The sequence below is a fragment of the Pseudomonas sp. AC239 genome, from assembly GCF_979258545.1.
The window spans coordinates 3817266-3832304 of the sequence record NZ_OZ409864.1 but is presented as its reverse complement, the minus strand read 5'-3'; the positions used below and the strand labels follow the sequence as shown (position 1 = coordinate 3832304).

The window sequence follows — 15039 nt, the reverse complement described above, 5'->3', positions numbered from 1 at the left end:
ATGGCAATTTAGTGCTGACGATCCCCGGATCGTCATCAAACAGTCATCATTCTGTCGTGCAATAAAGGACCGGGAGCAAGCGCTCCCGGTCCTTTTTTTATCGCCAGAGACTGCCATGACCACGACCGAACAGCTGAGCGCCTTGAGCTCGATCCTGACTCAAAGCGGTTTACACAGCCTGTTCCAGCCGATCATCTGTCTTTCCGAACGCCGCATTCTCGGTTACGAAGCCCTGACCCGTGGCCCGTCCAACAGCCCTCTTCACTCGCCGATTGCCCTGTTCGCCGTGGCGCGACAGGCTGGCCGATTGAGCGAACTGGAGATCGCCTGCCGGCAAAGCGCCTGCCGCCGGTTCAATGAGCAGCAACTGCCGGGCAAGCTGTTCCTTAACGTGTCTCCAGAATCCTTGCTCGAAGCCGCGCACCAACCCGGGCGTACGTTGCAACTGCTGCAGGACTTGGGCATTGCGCCGAGCCAAGTGGTCATCGAGCTCACCGAGCAGACCCCGATCGATGACTTCCAGTTGCTGCAAACCGCCCTGCATCACTACCGGGCGATGGGTTTTTCCATTGCGCTCGACGATCTGGGCGCGGGGTATTCGAGCCTGCGCCTGTGGTCGGAATTGCGTCCGGATTACGTGAAGATCGACCGGCACTTCATCGATGGCATTCATCAGGATGCGTTGAAACGAGAGTTTGTCGGTTCGATTCTGCAAATCGCCAAAGCCTCGCGTGCGCAAGTCATTGCCGAGGGCATCGAGCTACCGGAAGAACTCGCGGTGCTGACTGAAATGGGCGTCGACCTGGTGCAGGGCTACCTGCTCGGCCGCCCTCAGGAACATCCATCCCGCGACGCTCGCGCCTTGATGCCCAAACACGATAGCAGCGCTGTCGCGCTGAATGACGAAGGCAGCGACCTCAGCGCCCTGCTCAACGACCAGCCCGCCGTGCAACGTGATACACCTACCGCCACCGTGCTGGAAGCATTTCGCCGCCAGGCCAACCTCAATTCGCTCGCGGTGCTCGACGAACAAGGCCAGCCCTGCGGCATCGTCCATCGCCACTCGCTGTCGGACGCACTGCTCAAACCGTTTGCCACCGATCTATTCGCGCGCAAACCGATCAGCCGCCTGATGAACGATGACTTCCTCGCCGTGGAAATCAGCCAGTCACTGCAGCAAGTCAGCCGCCTGATCACCAGCCGCGCCCGCCAGCGCATCGAAGAAGATTTCATCATCACCCTCAACGGCGGATACCTTGGCCTCGGCCGGGTCATCGACGTGCTGAAACTGATCACCGAACTGAAAATCCAGCAGGCACGCTACGCCAATCCCCTCACCCTGCTCCCGGGCAACGTACCGATCCAGCAATGCCTCACCCGCCTGCTGCAACAGGCCCGCGAGTCAATCATCTGCTACGTCGACATCGACAGCTTCAAACCCTTCAACGACATCTACGGCTACGGTCGCGGCGACGAAGTCTTGCTCTGCCTCGCCCAATGCCTCAACGAACGCATCGACCCGACCCGCGACTTCGTCGGCCACATCGGCGGCGACGACTTCCTCCTCGTCCTCGGCCCCGAAGACTGGCGCAAACGCCTCAACCAACTGCTCGACGACTTCCAAAGTCAATGCCGCCGGTTCTACCGGCCCGAACATCTGGAAGCCGGCTGCTTCGTTGCACCCAATCGCCAAGGCGTGCGGCAGGAGTTTGAGCTGTTGTCGTTATCGATCGGAGTGGTGCATTTGCGACCTGAAGCTTGCGCAACGCTTGATGCCAGCCAGCTAGCGGAGATGGCTTCGCAGGCTAAGCATCATGCGAAGAATGTTTCGGGGTTCAGTGTGCATGTTATCGAAAGCTGAACACTATGCCTTGGGACGAAGCAATAGTTTTACATGATGGTTAAATGTCGAGACACCCCCATTTCTACCATGTCGATCGATCCTCCTCAGATGCTCTCGTAAGATCCTGCTCCCAGACCTCCACCGCCAACCTGTAGAGCTCTTGAAAGAAACCCCGGGGGTTTTCTAGGGAATCCCATTCTTCCCGAGGCCAACTTGCAGCCTCATACGGGTCGATCTCAAAAAGAAGTTGGAATTCATAATTAGGATCCCTAAGTTTTTCTGCAAGATTTTCAATTAAAGCCAGCTTATGCCTATATGAAAGATAGGGAAGATTCAGACAATATTTTCTGATCAATACCTCTCTGTCACGCGCATCATTTGGATTATAAGCGGCAAGCTCCACGCCTTTTGTTTCTTCGCGATCATAAACATCAAGCACACCAACAAACCAACTTAAACCAGGTTCAAATTTTTTATTAATGTAAGGGTTTTTCAACATCATCTCACCTCCGAAGGAAATCCAGTAAATGGCCTTTGAGTGTTTACATCATCAAACTTAACCTCAAACCAATTTAGGTTCTCATTTAAAATTGGGTTCTGAGCATCCCGCCTGTTTGGCCTATACCCGCGACCGGCCCCAGGCAGCTCCAACCTCACTATTGGATTATTATTATGGTCAAAGCCGGTATGTATTATCTGGCCATGTTTATCTCTCGTCATCGCTTTATTCAACGCGCTCAGATGCATCCGCCAGTTGTGGAACTGCGAGCTTAGATTTCCTCTGGCACGTATTGGGACAATTCCGGTGTGAGGGTCTGCGCCATTAATGCCGCGCTGCCTAAGCGCTGGATCAGAAATTTCTGAGCTATGTTTTTTTATAGTGTGCATGTCATAAAGATCTTCATATTCATGCACCCGACGCTTAGCGTTCTCCTCAGCGACCTCATCAATTCTCGCCCTACGCTCCTGCGCCGTCATTTTCGGCAGTGGCGGCGCCCCCTCTTCGACGACCACGCGACCAGCCTCGTATCGCATCGGACGTCGCGGCGCTGACGGTGGACAAATGCAACTCAACCCCAACGGATCCACCCACCCCGTCGGATTCGGCACGTACTGGTACTGATTCAACCCACCCGCGAGCTTCACCGGATCCGGGGTCAGATACCGCCCCAATCTCGGGTCGTAATAACGATGGCGGTTGTAGTGCAGGCCGCTTTCAATGTCGAAGTACTGCCCCTGAAAGCGCAGTGGTTGATCGAGGTAATCCTCGCCAGCGAGGGTGACGGCGGCGACTTTGCCGTAGGCGTCGTATTGCGCGGACCAGACGATTTCGCCGCTGTAGTCGGTGAGTTCCTGCGGGGTGCCGAGGTGGTCGAGTTGGTAGTAGAACGGGCAGGCCTTTTTCGGGCCTTTGCCGTCGAGCATCGCGAGTGGGCGGAAGGTGCCGGGTTCGTAAAGGAAGCTGCGGTATTGCGTGGCGCTGCTTTCGGCGACGAGCTGGTCGCCTTGCCAGAAGAATTCGGTGACGGCGCCGTCGACGGTTTTGCGGATGCGCCGGCCGAAGGCGTCGTAGTGATAAGTGGCGGTCTGGCCGTCGGGGCGGGTCAGGCCGATCAGGCGGTGCTGGCAGTCGTAGCGGTATTCGGTGACCAGGGTCTGGCCGTGGCCACGGCGTTCGCGGATCAGGTTGCCGAAGGCGTCGTAGTCGTAATGGCGGTCGCCCTGCATCAGCAGGCGATTGCCTTTGATCTGGGCGGGACCGGGGCGGTCCTGCATCAGCAGGTTGCCGGTCGGGTCGTGGGCGAAGGATTCGGGCAGTTCGTCGCGCGAGTGACGTACGCGGATCAACCGGTCGAGGGCGTCGTAGCCGTAGGTGCGCTGGCCGTGGCGGCTGTCGGCGATGTGCTCGAGATTGCCGTTGGCGCTGTAGGCATAATCGCGGCGGTACAGCGAGGCGTGGCGATGACCTACAGCGTGGGCGAGCAAGCGGCCCTGATCGTCGTAGGAATATTCGCTGAGCAGCAGACCTTGCTGGCGTTGCTGTTCGCGACCCGACTGATACACATGCCGGGTCAGCGGCGTACCGTTGAGGTCGATGGCTGACAGCGCACCGCCCTTGGCGTAGTGATAGTCGAGCTTGCTGTTGTCCGGCAGGCGCATCCGCTTGAGCTGGCTGCAGGCGTCATAGGCGTAGCGCAAGGTGCCCCAGCCCTGATGCTCGGTGATCAGCCGATCCTGACGATCGTACTCGAAGGCCAGCGGATGGTTTTGCCCGTCATCGACACCGATCAACCGACCGAGGCGGTCGTAGTCATAGCGGATCTTGGCGCCATCGGGCAGGGTCTTGACCAGCAAACGTCCAGCCGCGTCGCGCTCGTACCGGGTGACCAGCGATAAACCCTGCTCGCCGAACTCGGTCTTTTCCAGCAAATGACCATTGAGGTCGTAGACGTAAGCCGTGCGCCGCCCATCAAACCCGGTTTCCTGTCGGATCAATCCGGTCGGCGTGTAATCCAGTCGGTATTTTTCGCCCGATTCGTTTTCAATCTCGGTCAGCAACAGCCGCGCATGGTCATAGCGATACTGCACGCGGGTGCCGTCGGGGTTGATCCGCCGCGAGACCAAATGCAGGTCGTCGTCATATTCGTAACGGGTGATGCGCCCCAGTTCATCGCGTTCGGCGGTGATCTGGCCGTAGGCGCCGTAGCTGTAGGCGCGCGTGCTGCCCGTAGGAGAAGTCGTCAGGATCAGTCGGCCAGCCGCGTCCCACTGCTGACGGCTGACAACACCAAATTCGTCCTGAGTGGTAATCCGCCGGCCCAGCGCATCGTAGGAAAAGCGCCGCACGCCGCCATCGGGCAGGGTTTCTTCGATGAGCTGGCCGAGCTCGTTCCACACCCAGCGGTGGCGGCTGCTGTCCGGATAACGCAGCGACAGCAATTGCCCGCGCAGGTTGTAGTAGTAATGCGTGACCTGGCCGTCGGGATCGACCGCTTCGGTAACGGCGCCTTCAGCGTTGCGCCGGTAGATCCACACCGCATCACCACGGCAACGCTTGTAGAGAAAACCGTTGCGGTACTCGTAGGACGTTGGTGCATCGTCCGGTGGAATCAGCGCGATCAGCCGTCCGACTTCGTCGTAGCGATATTCGGTGACCGCGCCCAATGCATCCTGCTCGGCGATCAAGCGCCCCTGCTGGTCATAGGCCTTGAGCTGCTCGCCGCCATCGGCCGCAACCTGGCGCACCAGCCGTGCGCGCTCGTCGTGGACGTAGACTTCTTCGGTGCCGTCGACGTAATGCACGGTCACGCTGGCGTCGTCATCGTTCCAGACGTAACGGGTGTTCATCTGCGAGAACGACGCCCAGTGCCTCACGCAGCGCGCCGCTTTGCCCTCGCGCTGCCACTCCCAGAAGAAGCTCGCGCCGCCGGTCAACTGGCGCTGGAGGATGACGTGGTGGTCGTCGTAGTCGTAGCGTTCGCTGTCGCCCACCGCGTTGGTCGCGATCAGCAGGCGTTGTCGCGCATCGAAGCTGTAGGTGGCGAGGTTCTGCTCGGTGGTCCACTCGCCCTGAACTAAAACTTGGTAATCGACCGCCACCAGTTGCGTGCGGTCATAACGCAACAGCAATGAGCGGCCGGCGCCATTGTCCAGACGCTGAATGCGGTCGGAGCGATCGCGTTGCAGGGTCAGACGATTACCGAAGACATCGCTGATTGCGGTCAGCCGGCCGGCGCGAAAGTGGTAAAACCGTGCGCTGTCACCGGCCAACGCCAGAATCAGTTCTTCCGGCTCATCACCGAGAAAGATCGCCGCCCGCGACAGGCTGTTGTGAATCGCCGGACGCGCGACATTGGGCAAGGGAAAGCGGGTTCGGCGGTTCTCATGATCGATCCAGATCACGCCATCGCCGTCGAAGGTCAGCCGATGGGCCAGCGTATGGCTCCAGCCGAAACCCAGGCCGATGTCGATCTCGACCGCGCTGCTGCGGTACAAGCGGGTGAACTCGAAGGGCAGCACGCCGTCGAGCACCGCGTCGGTCAGGGTCAGCAGTTCTTCGCCGGTGACCATCGACACCGGGCAGCCATTGGTACAGGTTTTGGGCACGCAATCGGCGGCATCGCCGTTGGGGTTTTTCGCTTGATCGGGGACGTCGTCGTGCTGTTCGTCTTTCTTCAACATGGCGTTGCGCTTGGCATCCCAGCGCAATTGCATCCGACCCTTTTTCACCCCGGCGGCGATACCCCGCGCGGCAACGGCTTTGTAGCGGTCGACGTATTCAATAAAGGCGTTGACGATGCTGAACAGCGCCTTGACCAGACGCTTGGCGACGTTGAACAGCTGCGTTGCGCGGTCAGCCAGACGCAGCGTCAGATAAACGATTCCCGCCCCCGCTCCGATAAACGTCAGCACCACGCTGATCAGTACATCGATGATCAGTTGCACGATCATCATCGACGCCACTTCAGCAGACTTGCCGGCAATCTCGCTGGGCGGCAGCATGTCCAGCCACAGGCTTGCCGACCTCAGCAGCAAGCACATCGCCGCTTCGTCACTGATCAGCAACTGCAGCTTTTCCATGAGATCCGGCGCGGTCTGCGCCAGCTTGATCAGGTCAGCCGCGCCACTGCCCAGACGCTCGGCAAACTTGCCGGGATCCTGAAGAATTTCCGAGAGCAGACCGAGGCTGTCCCATACCCCCTCGATGGCCGCCCAACTGCCGGCGAGCATGCCGTTGCTGGCTGCGGTTGCCACCGACTGTGACCACTGCGGCTTGAAACCTCGCCACTCGCTACGCAGCCAGCGTTCAAGTTCGCCGATCAAACCGTCATAGGATTCGAACAGCTCGGCGATTTGATCGGAGGTGACTGCGCCATGAACATGCACGCGGTAGAACTTGCCCGGTTCGCCTCTGAATTCACCCCTGCCCTGCTGATCAAGGGTGACCAGAGTGGTCTTGCCGCCCGTCACGTCGACCACATCGACTTTGATGTTGCCCAGCGGGATGTCGTAGACCGATTCGAACTTGCTCTCGATCTGCATCAGCCCGCCCTGCGGGCATTGAACGACACTGGAGGAAAATTCGTCGTCGCTGCTGCTGACCGCCGAGCTGCGATCACCAAAGCGAATGATCCGCTCCATGCCCACCAGCGACGGCAGGTCTGCTGCCTCGCTGACTTGATCGGCCCTGCGACTCAGCCAGTGATCAAGCTGTTTGCGGTAGAGGCTGAGGGTTTGCGGAAAGCTGTCGAGTTCCTGCTCGATGCGCGCGATGGCTTCCATCAACACACGCGAGCAAACATGGTGGGCTGAAAAACGGGCTGAAGCATGAGCGGTCCCTCGCGCAAGAAATTAGTCGCGGGAACTGTGCGGGGGATCAGAAAGGAAAGAAGTCAGGCGAGTAGGCAAAGGATGTAGGACTAATCTGCAATCGAGCTTCAAGCGAAAAACGTGCAGGCAGAAACGTAAACGCGGCGCGAGGAAAACCTCACGCCGCGTTTACTTAGAAGACATATATGGAATTACTACGTTGAATCACCAGCCTTCAGCTGTTGCAGCTTCAGCTCGGCCAACGGATGCCCGGCCCTGGCGGCCATGCTCCACCAACGAGCGGCTTCAGCGGGATCCGACGCCTTGCTCGGGGTACCTGCAAGGCAAATGACGCCGACTTGATACGCCGCTTTGCCGTCGCCAGCCAGCGCCGCCAGGCGTAGTAAACGCACGCCTTCTTCATGCGCGCCTAGCCCGACGCCGCGAAAAGTCAGAATGTGCCCATAAAAGCTTTGCGCACCGACATCGCCGAGGTTGGCCATGCGCGCAAACCGGCCTTCGAGCCAGCGCCAGCCACGCGGCTGGCGGACGAACCACGACCAATGAAACAGCCTGCGCGCCAGCCAGTAACCGGCTCGCGCCTTGAGGCGCAGAAACACTCAGGCCTCCGCCGATTCAGGGTATTCGTATTCGAAGACGCGGACCACTTCGGACGCATGCCAGGACGCCGCTGCAACGCCGTCCGACGGCCCGGAAAAGCGCCCCAGACGCTCGACACATTCAAAGAACCCGGTACGCGGCAAACGACTCGCGCCCTGACTGATGACCAGCGAACTGCGCAACGGCTGTTCGGCTTTGGCATCCAGTGCGGCCAGATGCTCAAGCGCAGCCGTAAGCGTCTGCATCGCCGGAGTCGGCAGCTGCAAACGCTCGAGCAGAGCTCGATAAGTCAGAAGATGGCGCTGACGGCGCGCCTGATCCAGTTCCCCCAGCAATCCGTCCCAATGTTGACGGCTGATGCGTACGCTCACGATTCATCCCTCCAACCTGGCACCGTCAGTTCCCAGGCCAGGCTGCGGCGAATCGCGGCGTCGGGCTGACGCTCACCACTTTCGATCATGGCCAGATAAGACGGGCTGATGCCTACCGTGCGGGCCAGCGCCTCGATGGCGATGCCCTTCCCTTCGCGCAAACTGCGTAATTGATCCAGAGCCGGAAGAATCGGCTCCGGCGAGGCGGCGAGCGGCGCTGCTGGCTGCGGCGCCGGTATTGCGTTGATCCCTGCTGCTTTCAGTAGAGCCTGATATTGAGCCCACGGCAGAACCGCGTATTCGGGTTCGCCATCGCGTGCAATTATCTGAATATCCATGACTACCCCGTAGGACAACACCACTTAGCGAGTCGGCACTTTTCCCTAGAAGTGTAATCCTAACAGCGGCTAAGGTCGCGAGTGGTATCTATCTGTAGGCAGTCTTGGTCAGTCAGGGCTTTTTCGGGCCTTGCAGCTGCAATTGTTCAGGGGTATCAGGGAGGCGTTCAACCACCGCCAGCTTCTCGGGTTGCTGACGCTTGCGCCACAGGCGGAAGGCGTTGAGCTCGTCATCGAGGGTTTTCATCAGCCAGGCGAGGACCGCGATGTCATCGAGCATGCCGAACATGGGAATGAAATCCGGAATGGCATCCACCGGGCTGAGGAAATACATCAGGCCCGCCACCACCGAAATCAGCGATTTGGCACTGATCGCGCGGTACTCGCCACGCCAGTAGGCCAGGCACAGCGACTGCAGCAAGCGCAGGTCATCCTTGAGTTTGCCCAGACGATTGCCTTGCGCGGCGCCTTTGCTGGCCACGGCAAACAATAGGGTCGGCAGGCGTCCACGGGCCAGCAGGCGACCGGCCAACGGCAGGAATCGAGCGAAATTCCATGGAGCTTTCATCTATTCTTCCCGTTGAAATGTTATCCACACAAATTGTGGATAACCTTGTGAACAGAGCTACTTTTCAGCGCTGAGAGCCCCGTTTCATAAGGGCTGCGCTTAGATCGGGCGTTTTTTACTCACATAAAAAAGCCCAATATTTCATTGACTTGGCGGCTCAGGGCGTCTAGTGCGGGCAGCCTCAAAGCTATGACTGTGTTGAACGGCGTCAGTTCGCTCTGTTTACCTTCCCTGACCTGCAGATGCAACAACGCCCCGCATAAGCGAGGCGTTGTTTTCGAGCCGTTGCGTGTTACTTGGCAGCGGCGTCTTCTTTGGCTGGATCCTTGATGGCCAGCAGTTCCAGGTCGAAAACCAGAACCGAGTTGGCCGGGATTGCCGGGCTTGGCGACTGAGCGCCGTAAGCCAGATCGCTAGGGATGTACAGTTTGTACTTCTCGCCAACGTGCATCAGTTGCAGACCTTCAACCCAACCCGGGATCACGCCACTGACTGGCAAATCGATCGGGCTGCCGCGCTCGACGGAGCTGTCGAACACGGTGCCGTTGGTCAGCTTGCCGGTGTAGTGAACAGTGACGACGTCGGTCGGCTTAGGCTGTGGGCCATCGGCTTTCTTCACTACTTCGTACTGCAGGCCCGAAGCGGTGGTGGTTACACCGGCTTTCTTGCCATTTTCTTCGAGGAATTTCTTGCCGGCGGCTGCCGACTCTTCGCTCATCTTGGCCATGCGCTCTTCAGCACGCTTTTGCAGCGAGGCGAAGGCTTCGACCAGTTCTTCATCTTTCAGCTTCTGTTCTTTCTTGCCAACGGCATCTTCGATGCCCTGGGCTACCGCTTTGGAGTCCAGATCATCCATGCCTTCCTGGGCAAGGCTTTTGCCCATGTTCAGGCCGATGCCGTAGGAAGCTTTTTGCGCCGGGGTTTTCAGCTCTACGCTGGTCTGCGAGTCACAACCCGCGAGTACCAGGCTAACCAGGGCTACCGCCGCCGCCAACCGATGCTGTTTCATGCTATTTCCTTGTTCATGCGCCGAATGGGCAATCGAGTAAAGCCGCGAGCTTATCAGGCCGCCACGACCAATGGCTACCGGCATGAGAGCAGGAATCTTCCGATAAGTTCAGGGATTAAAACGCATTTGGGCAGCGGCTGGATGAAGCTTCTGTCATCCGTGGACGACAAGGCTTATCGGCTCACGGCTCAACATCTGGCGTAATGGCCACTTGCCCAGTCCGCACAGCTCAGGCATAACAGCGCAACAATTCGACAAGGATGTTCAACTTGCGCCTCTTATCCCGCGTTCTCGCTGTGGTGATCGTGCTGGCGGTAATCGCCCTTGCAGTGATCGTCTATTACGTCGCCAACCCGAAACTGCCCTTCCACACCCCGCCCCAGCAGGTGCGCTACCTGGATCAGTGGAGCGAAGCGCAACGCCAGACTTACTACTTCACGCCGCAGGGCACGCAGGTCAAAGGCCTGCGTTACGAGTGGTTCCAGGCATTGGAGTTGCCCTTCTCCGATCAGCGCTTCGCCTCCCCTGAATATCTCGCCCGCTTCGGCTTCCTGGTCGACCCGCAGCAGAAAGCGAGCGCGAACAACCCTGGCAACCTCCCCGTCGGTTTTGCCCGGCACCAGAATCCCGGCAACGCCTCCGAGCACTATCTGGACATCACCTGCGCCGCTTGCCACACCGGCGAGTTGCGCTTCAAAGGCCAGGCCGTGCGTATCGATGGCGGTGCCGCGCAACATGTATTGCCTTCCAGCGTTCCTACGTTGCGCGGTGGCAGCTTCGGACAGGCCCTGGTCGCCAGTCTCGCCTCGACTTACTACAACCCATGGAAATTCGAGCGCTTCGCCCGTCAGGTGCTCGGAGATGATTACGAAGCGCGCCGCGAACGGTTGCGCAGCGAGCTCAAGACGTCGCTGAACACCTTCGTCAAAGTGGCCTGGAACGACACGCATCGCGGCCTCTATCCGACCGAGGAAGGCCCGGGGCGCACCGATGCGTTCGGCCGGATTGCCAACGCCACCTTCGGCGATGCGATTTCCCCTGCCAACTATCGAGTGGCCGATGCCCCGGTGGATTATCCGCAACTGTGGGACATGTGGACGTTCGACTGGGTGCAGTGGAACGGCTCGGCCCAGCAGCCAATGGCGCGCAATATCGGCGAGGCGCTCGGCGTCGGTGCCACGCTGAATTTCTTCGACGCCAACGGTCAGCCGCTGCAAGGCGCTGAGCGCTACCCCTCCAGCGTGCGCGTGCGCGATCTGCATGCCATCGAAGAAACCTTGCAACAACTCAAGCCGCCAACCTGGCCGGAAGATCTGTTCGGTGCGATCGACAAGCCGCTGGCCGCCAAAGGCCGCGCGCTGTTCGCGGAAAACTGCGTCGGCTGCCATGTCCCGCGCAAATCGCAGGAAGGCGAACGCTGGGTGCAGCACTTGCACATGATTCCCTTGGAGATGATCGGCACAGATCCGAACGCGGCCAACAACATCGCCAGCCACCGTTTCGACCTCACCGCCCTGCAATGGGAGGTCAAAGAGCTGGAAAAGATGGACGTCAGACTGCACCCCGTACCTAAAGCGCCGCTTGATCTGAGCCAATTGTCGGTGGCCAAGGGCCTGGCTTACGTCACCGCGTTCGTGGAAAACCGTGCCTATCAAGAAGCGAAGATCACGCCGGAAGAAAAACCGCGCATGGATGGTTTCGGCCTGCCGATCGGGGTGCGCGAAAAAGTCGCTTACAAAGCCCGGCCGCTGGCGGGCGTGTGGGCGACTGCGCCGTTTCTGCACAACGGCTCGGTGCCGAGCATTTATCAGTTGCTGTCACCGCAGGACGAGCGTGCGACGACCTTCTATAAAGGCACGGTCGAATACGACCCGCGCCATCTCGGCTATCGCACCGAGGCTTTCGCCAACGGTTTTCTGTTCGACACGCGCATCAGCGGCAACCGCAACAGCGGCCACGAATTTCGCGCTGGCACTCGCGGCAATGGAGTGATCGGCCGGTTCCTGCAACCCGAGGAGCGCTGGGCGTTGCTCGAATACCTGAAAGTATTGGGCGGACCACTGGAGGCGCAGTTGCCATGATCATGCCGACATTCAAAAAGGAACTGCCGCCACTCGCGCGTTTCTGGCTTTGGCTGGGACGCTTGCTTGGCAAGACGCTACTGATCCTGCTGATCATAACCCTGCTCGGCTGGGCCATCGCCACCGCGTGGTTTGCCTGGCAGCATCGCGGGCCGGTGTCGGCGCAGGAACAGATTCCAGCGGGCGAAGCGGCGATGACCCAGGACATCATTCAAACCGCAGTGCGCATCGTCGACCAGCACCGCGAAAGCACGCGCTATCTGCGCGATGCCCACGCCAAAGCGCATGGCTGCGTGAAGGCGCAAGTGCAGGTGTTACCGGAACTGGCGCAATCGCTGCGACAGGGTGTGTTCAGCGAACCGGGCAAAACCTGGCAGGCGCTGATCCGGTTGTCCAACGGCAATGCCTATCCGCAATTCGACAGCATTCGCGACGCGCGCGGGATGGCAATCAAGTTGCTTGAGGTTCAAGGCACGCAACTGCTCGGCAATCGCCAGGAGCAGCATGAACAGGATTTCGTGATGTTCAGCCATCCGAATTTCTTTGTCAGCGATGTCGCCGAGTACCGTCAGAATGTGGCGGCGCAGGCTGATGGCAAGAAGGTCATGGCGTTTTTTCCGACATGGGATCCGCGCACTTGGCAGGTCCGTCATCTATTCATTGCGCTGGCAACCCTGTCAGCACCGCCGGACAGCCCGACCGCGACGACCTACTTCTCGGTATCGCCTTACAAATTCGGTGAGGCCAATGCCAAGTTCCGCGTCGTGCCGGATCCGGAGCGTTGCCCGGCGTATACGCTGCCCAAACAGAATCACGACTTGCCGAATTTCCTGCGCAGCGCACTGAATCAGCAGTTGTCGACGGATCGGGTGCCGGCGTGCTTCGCCCTGCAGATCCAGCGCCAGGACGCGAACAAGTACATGCCGATCGAGGACACCAGCATTGAGTGGCGTGAGCAGGATGCACCGTTTGAAACCGTGGCGCGGATCACCCTGCCCGCGCAGGACTTCGATACGCCGGCGCTAAATGTGCAATGCGACAACCTGTCGTTCAATCCGTGGTTCGGCATCGAGGCGCATCGGCCGATTGGCGGGATCAATCGCTTGCGCAGGACGGTGTATGAGGCGGTGAGCGATTATCGGCATGCCCGCAATGCGGCGCAGTAGCGCGACGATTTATAAATCGCAGACAGCAAAAAGCCCGCACAAGGCGGGCTTTCCGTTGGTGTCTGGCGTTCAGTTCCAGATACCGAATATGGCGCAGCGGACGGGACTCGAACCCGCGACCCCCGGCGTGACAGGCCGGTATTCTAACCGACTGAACTACCGCTGCGCGAAACGCTTGAAACGAATGGTGGGTGATGACGGGATCGAACCGCCGACATTCTGCTTGTAAGGCAGACGCTCTCCCAGCTGAGCTAATCACCCTTCGCTTCGTTACGGGGCGCATTATGCCACAAGTTTTCGTAACGTGTTGATTTAATTGAATATTTTTTCAAAACAATCTGAAAACCGGTGAAACGACACATCCCGCGGGTACAACCTTGAGACAGAAAAAAACCCGCCTCAGCGGGTTTTTTCCGTGGTGACCTGGCGTTCAGTGGTCCAGGTTACCGAATATGGCGCAGCGGACGGGACTCGAACCCGCGACCCCCGGCGTGACAGGCCGGTATTCTAACCGACTGAACTACCGCTGCGCTAAACACTAGAAACGAATGGTGGGTGATGACGGGATCGAACCGCCGACATTCTGCTTGTAAGGCAGACGCTCTCCCAGCTGAGCTAATCACCCTTCGCTTCGGTGTGGCGCGCATTCTACGGAGCACCCCAACCTCTGGCAAGCACTTTTTTAAATAATTTTCCGAGGCCTTCCAAAGGCTTAGAGAAGGGTTGGCCTATGCCCCGGCGAAGACAATAATGCCCCCCTTTGTATAAAGGAGTGACTCGCCCCATGTGGTTCAAGAACCTGCTGATCTATCGCCTGACCCAAGACCTGCCTGTCGATGCCGAGGCGCTGGAAACTGCACTGGCGACCAAACTGGCGCGGCCGTGTGCAAGCCAGGAGCTGACCACTTACGGTTTCGTCGCACCGTTCGGCAAGGGCGAAGATGCGCCGCTGGTGCACGTCAGCGGCGATTTCCTGCTGATCTCTGCGCGCAAGGAAGAACGTATTCTGCCGGGCAGCGTCGTGCGTGACGCCGTCAAGGAAAAGGTCGAAGAGATCGAAGCCGAGCAGATGCGCAAGGTCTATAAGAAGGAGCGCGATCAGATCAAGGATGAAATCATCCAGGCGTTCCTGCCGCGCGCGTTCATTCGTCGTTCGTCGACCTTCGCCGCCATCGCGCCGAAACAGGGCCTGATCCTGGTCAACTCGGCCAGCCCGAAACGCGCCGAAGACCTGCTGTCGACCCTGCGCGAAGTGATCGGCACCCTGCCCGTGCGCCCATTGACCGTGAAAATGGCACCGACTGCGGTGATGACCGAGTGGGTCACCACACAGAAAGCCGCCGACGATTTTTATGTGCTGGATGAGTGTGAACTGCGCGACACCCACGAAGACGGCGGCATCGTCCGCTGCAAGCGCCAGGACCTGACCAGCGAGGAAATCCAGCTGCACCTGAGCACCGGCAAAGTCGTCACTCAGCTGTCGCTGGCCTGGCAGGACAAACTGTCGTTCATGCTCGACGACAAGATGACCGTCAAGCGCCTGAAGTTCGAGGATCTGTTGCAGGATCAGGCGGAACAGGACGGCGGCGACGAAGCCCTGGGCCAACTGGATGCCAGCTTCACGCTGATGATGCTGACCTTCGGCGATTTCCTGCCGGCGCTGGTTGAAGCGTTGGGTGGGGAAGAGATTCCGCAGGGGATCTGACTCTGACGAGTATCTAACCTGTGGGAG

At 59.2% G+C, this 15039-nt stretch carries 11 protein-coding genes and 4 tRNA genes; 4 read left to right on the top strand and 11 right to left on the bottom strand.

Going from position 1 to position 15039, the window contains the following annotated elements; genetic code table 11:
- Positions 1-115 precede the first annotated feature (115 nt).
- Positions 116-1861 carry a bifunctional diguanylate cyclase/phosphodiesterase gene (locus tag ACZ0AZ_RS17490; RefSeq protein ID WP_463537793.1) on the top strand — a complete coding sequence of 582 codons (1746 nt, stop codon included), beginning with the start codon at positions 116-118 and terminating at the stop codon, positions 1859-1861.
- A gap of 64 nt (positions 1862-1925) precedes the next feature.
- Here ACZ0AZ_RS17490 and ACZ0AZ_RS17485 read toward each other — a convergent pair whose 3' ends face one another.
- From ACZ0AZ_RS17485 to ACZ0AZ_RS17455, 7 genes are all read right to left on the bottom strand, one after another.
- Positions 1926-2345, bottom strand: a complete 420-nt coding sequence (locus tag ACZ0AZ_RS17485; protein WP_083353261.1) for a hypothetical protein — start codon at positions 2343-2345, stop codon at positions 1926-1928.
- Entirely contained in the window at positions 2342-7126 is a 4785-nt protein-coding gene (locus tag ACZ0AZ_RS17480) for an RHS repeat-associated core domain-containing protein (protein WP_463570753.1), read from the bottom strand. The genes ACZ0AZ_RS17485 and ACZ0AZ_RS17480 overlap by 4 nt, the downstream gene beginning before the upstream one ends.
- A 242-nt stretch (positions 7127-7368) precedes the next feature.
- Positions 7369-7773, bottom strand: coding sequence for an SEL1-like repeat protein (locus ACZ0AZ_RS17475; protein WP_039764018.1), 405 nt, complete (start codon positions 7771-7773; stop codon positions 7369-7371).
- Entirely contained in the window at positions 7774-8145 is a 372-nt protein-coding gene (locus ACZ0AZ_RS17470; protein ID WP_003223109.1) for a hypothetical protein, read from the bottom strand.
- Positions 8142-8483 carry a helix-turn-helix domain-containing protein gene (locus ACZ0AZ_RS17465; protein WP_129999245.1) on the bottom strand — a complete coding sequence of 114 codons (342 nt, stop codon included), beginning with the start codon at positions 8481-8483 and terminating at the stop codon, positions 8142-8144. Before ACZ0AZ_RS17465 ends, ACZ0AZ_RS17470 begins: the two co-directional genes overlap by 4 nt.
- Before the next feature lie 112 nt (positions 8484-8595).
- Positions 8596-9051: a YkvA family protein gene (locus tag ACZ0AZ_RS17460; RefSeq protein WP_016773733.1), complete on the bottom strand. Its 456-nt coding sequence runs from the start codon at positions 9049-9051 to the stop codon at positions 8596-8598.
- A 292-nt stretch (positions 9052-9343) separates the two neighbouring features.
- Positions 9344-10060, bottom strand: a complete 717-nt coding sequence (locus ACZ0AZ_RS17455; RefSeq protein ID WP_016773732.1) for an FKBP-type peptidyl-prolyl cis-trans isomerase — start codon at positions 10058-10060, stop codon at positions 9344-9346.
- A gap of 269 nt (positions 10061-10329) precedes the next feature.
- Between ACZ0AZ_RS17455 and ACZ0AZ_RS17450 the strand changes: the two genes are divergently transcribed.
- Complete coding sequence (locus ACZ0AZ_RS17450) at positions 10330-12141, top strand: di-heme-cytochrome C peroxidase (protein ID WP_463537792.1); 1812 nt, start codon at positions 10330-10332, stop codon at positions 12139-12141.
- Positions 12138-13307 carry a catalase family protein gene (locus ACZ0AZ_RS17445; protein WP_463537791.1) on the top strand — a complete coding sequence of 390 codons (1170 nt, stop codon included), beginning with the start codon at positions 12138-12140 and terminating at the stop codon, positions 13305-13307. Before ACZ0AZ_RS17450 ends, ACZ0AZ_RS17445 begins: the two co-directional genes overlap by 4 nt.
- An 89-nt stretch (positions 13308-13396) precedes the next feature.
- Here the strand turns inward: ACZ0AZ_RS17445 and ACZ0AZ_RS17440 are convergent.
- The 4 genes from ACZ0AZ_RS17440 to ACZ0AZ_RS17425 all read right to left on the bottom strand — a co-directional run bounded on the left by ACZ0AZ_RS17440 (position 13397) and on the right by ACZ0AZ_RS17425 (position 13932).
- Positions 13397-13473, bottom strand: a tRNA-Asp gene (locus tag ACZ0AZ_RS17440).
- Positions 13474-13492: 19 nt separating this feature from the next.
- Positions 13493-13568, bottom strand: a tRNA-Val gene (locus ACZ0AZ_RS17435).
- Between the two features lie 192 nt (positions 13569-13760).
- Positions 13761-13837: transfer RNA gene (locus tag ACZ0AZ_RS17430), tRNA-Asp, on the bottom strand.
- Between the two features lie 19 nt (positions 13838-13856).
- Positions 13857-13932: transfer RNA gene (locus ACZ0AZ_RS17425), tRNA-Val, on the bottom strand.
- A gap of 159 nt (positions 13933-14091) precedes the next feature.
- Here ACZ0AZ_RS17425 and rdgC point away from each other — a divergent pair.
- Complete coding sequence (gene rdgC, locus ACZ0AZ_RS17420) at positions 14092-15012, top strand: recombination-associated protein RdgC (protein WP_463537790.1); 921 nt, start codon at positions 14092-14094, stop codon at positions 15010-15012.
- Positions 15013-15039: the final 27 nt, after the last annotated feature.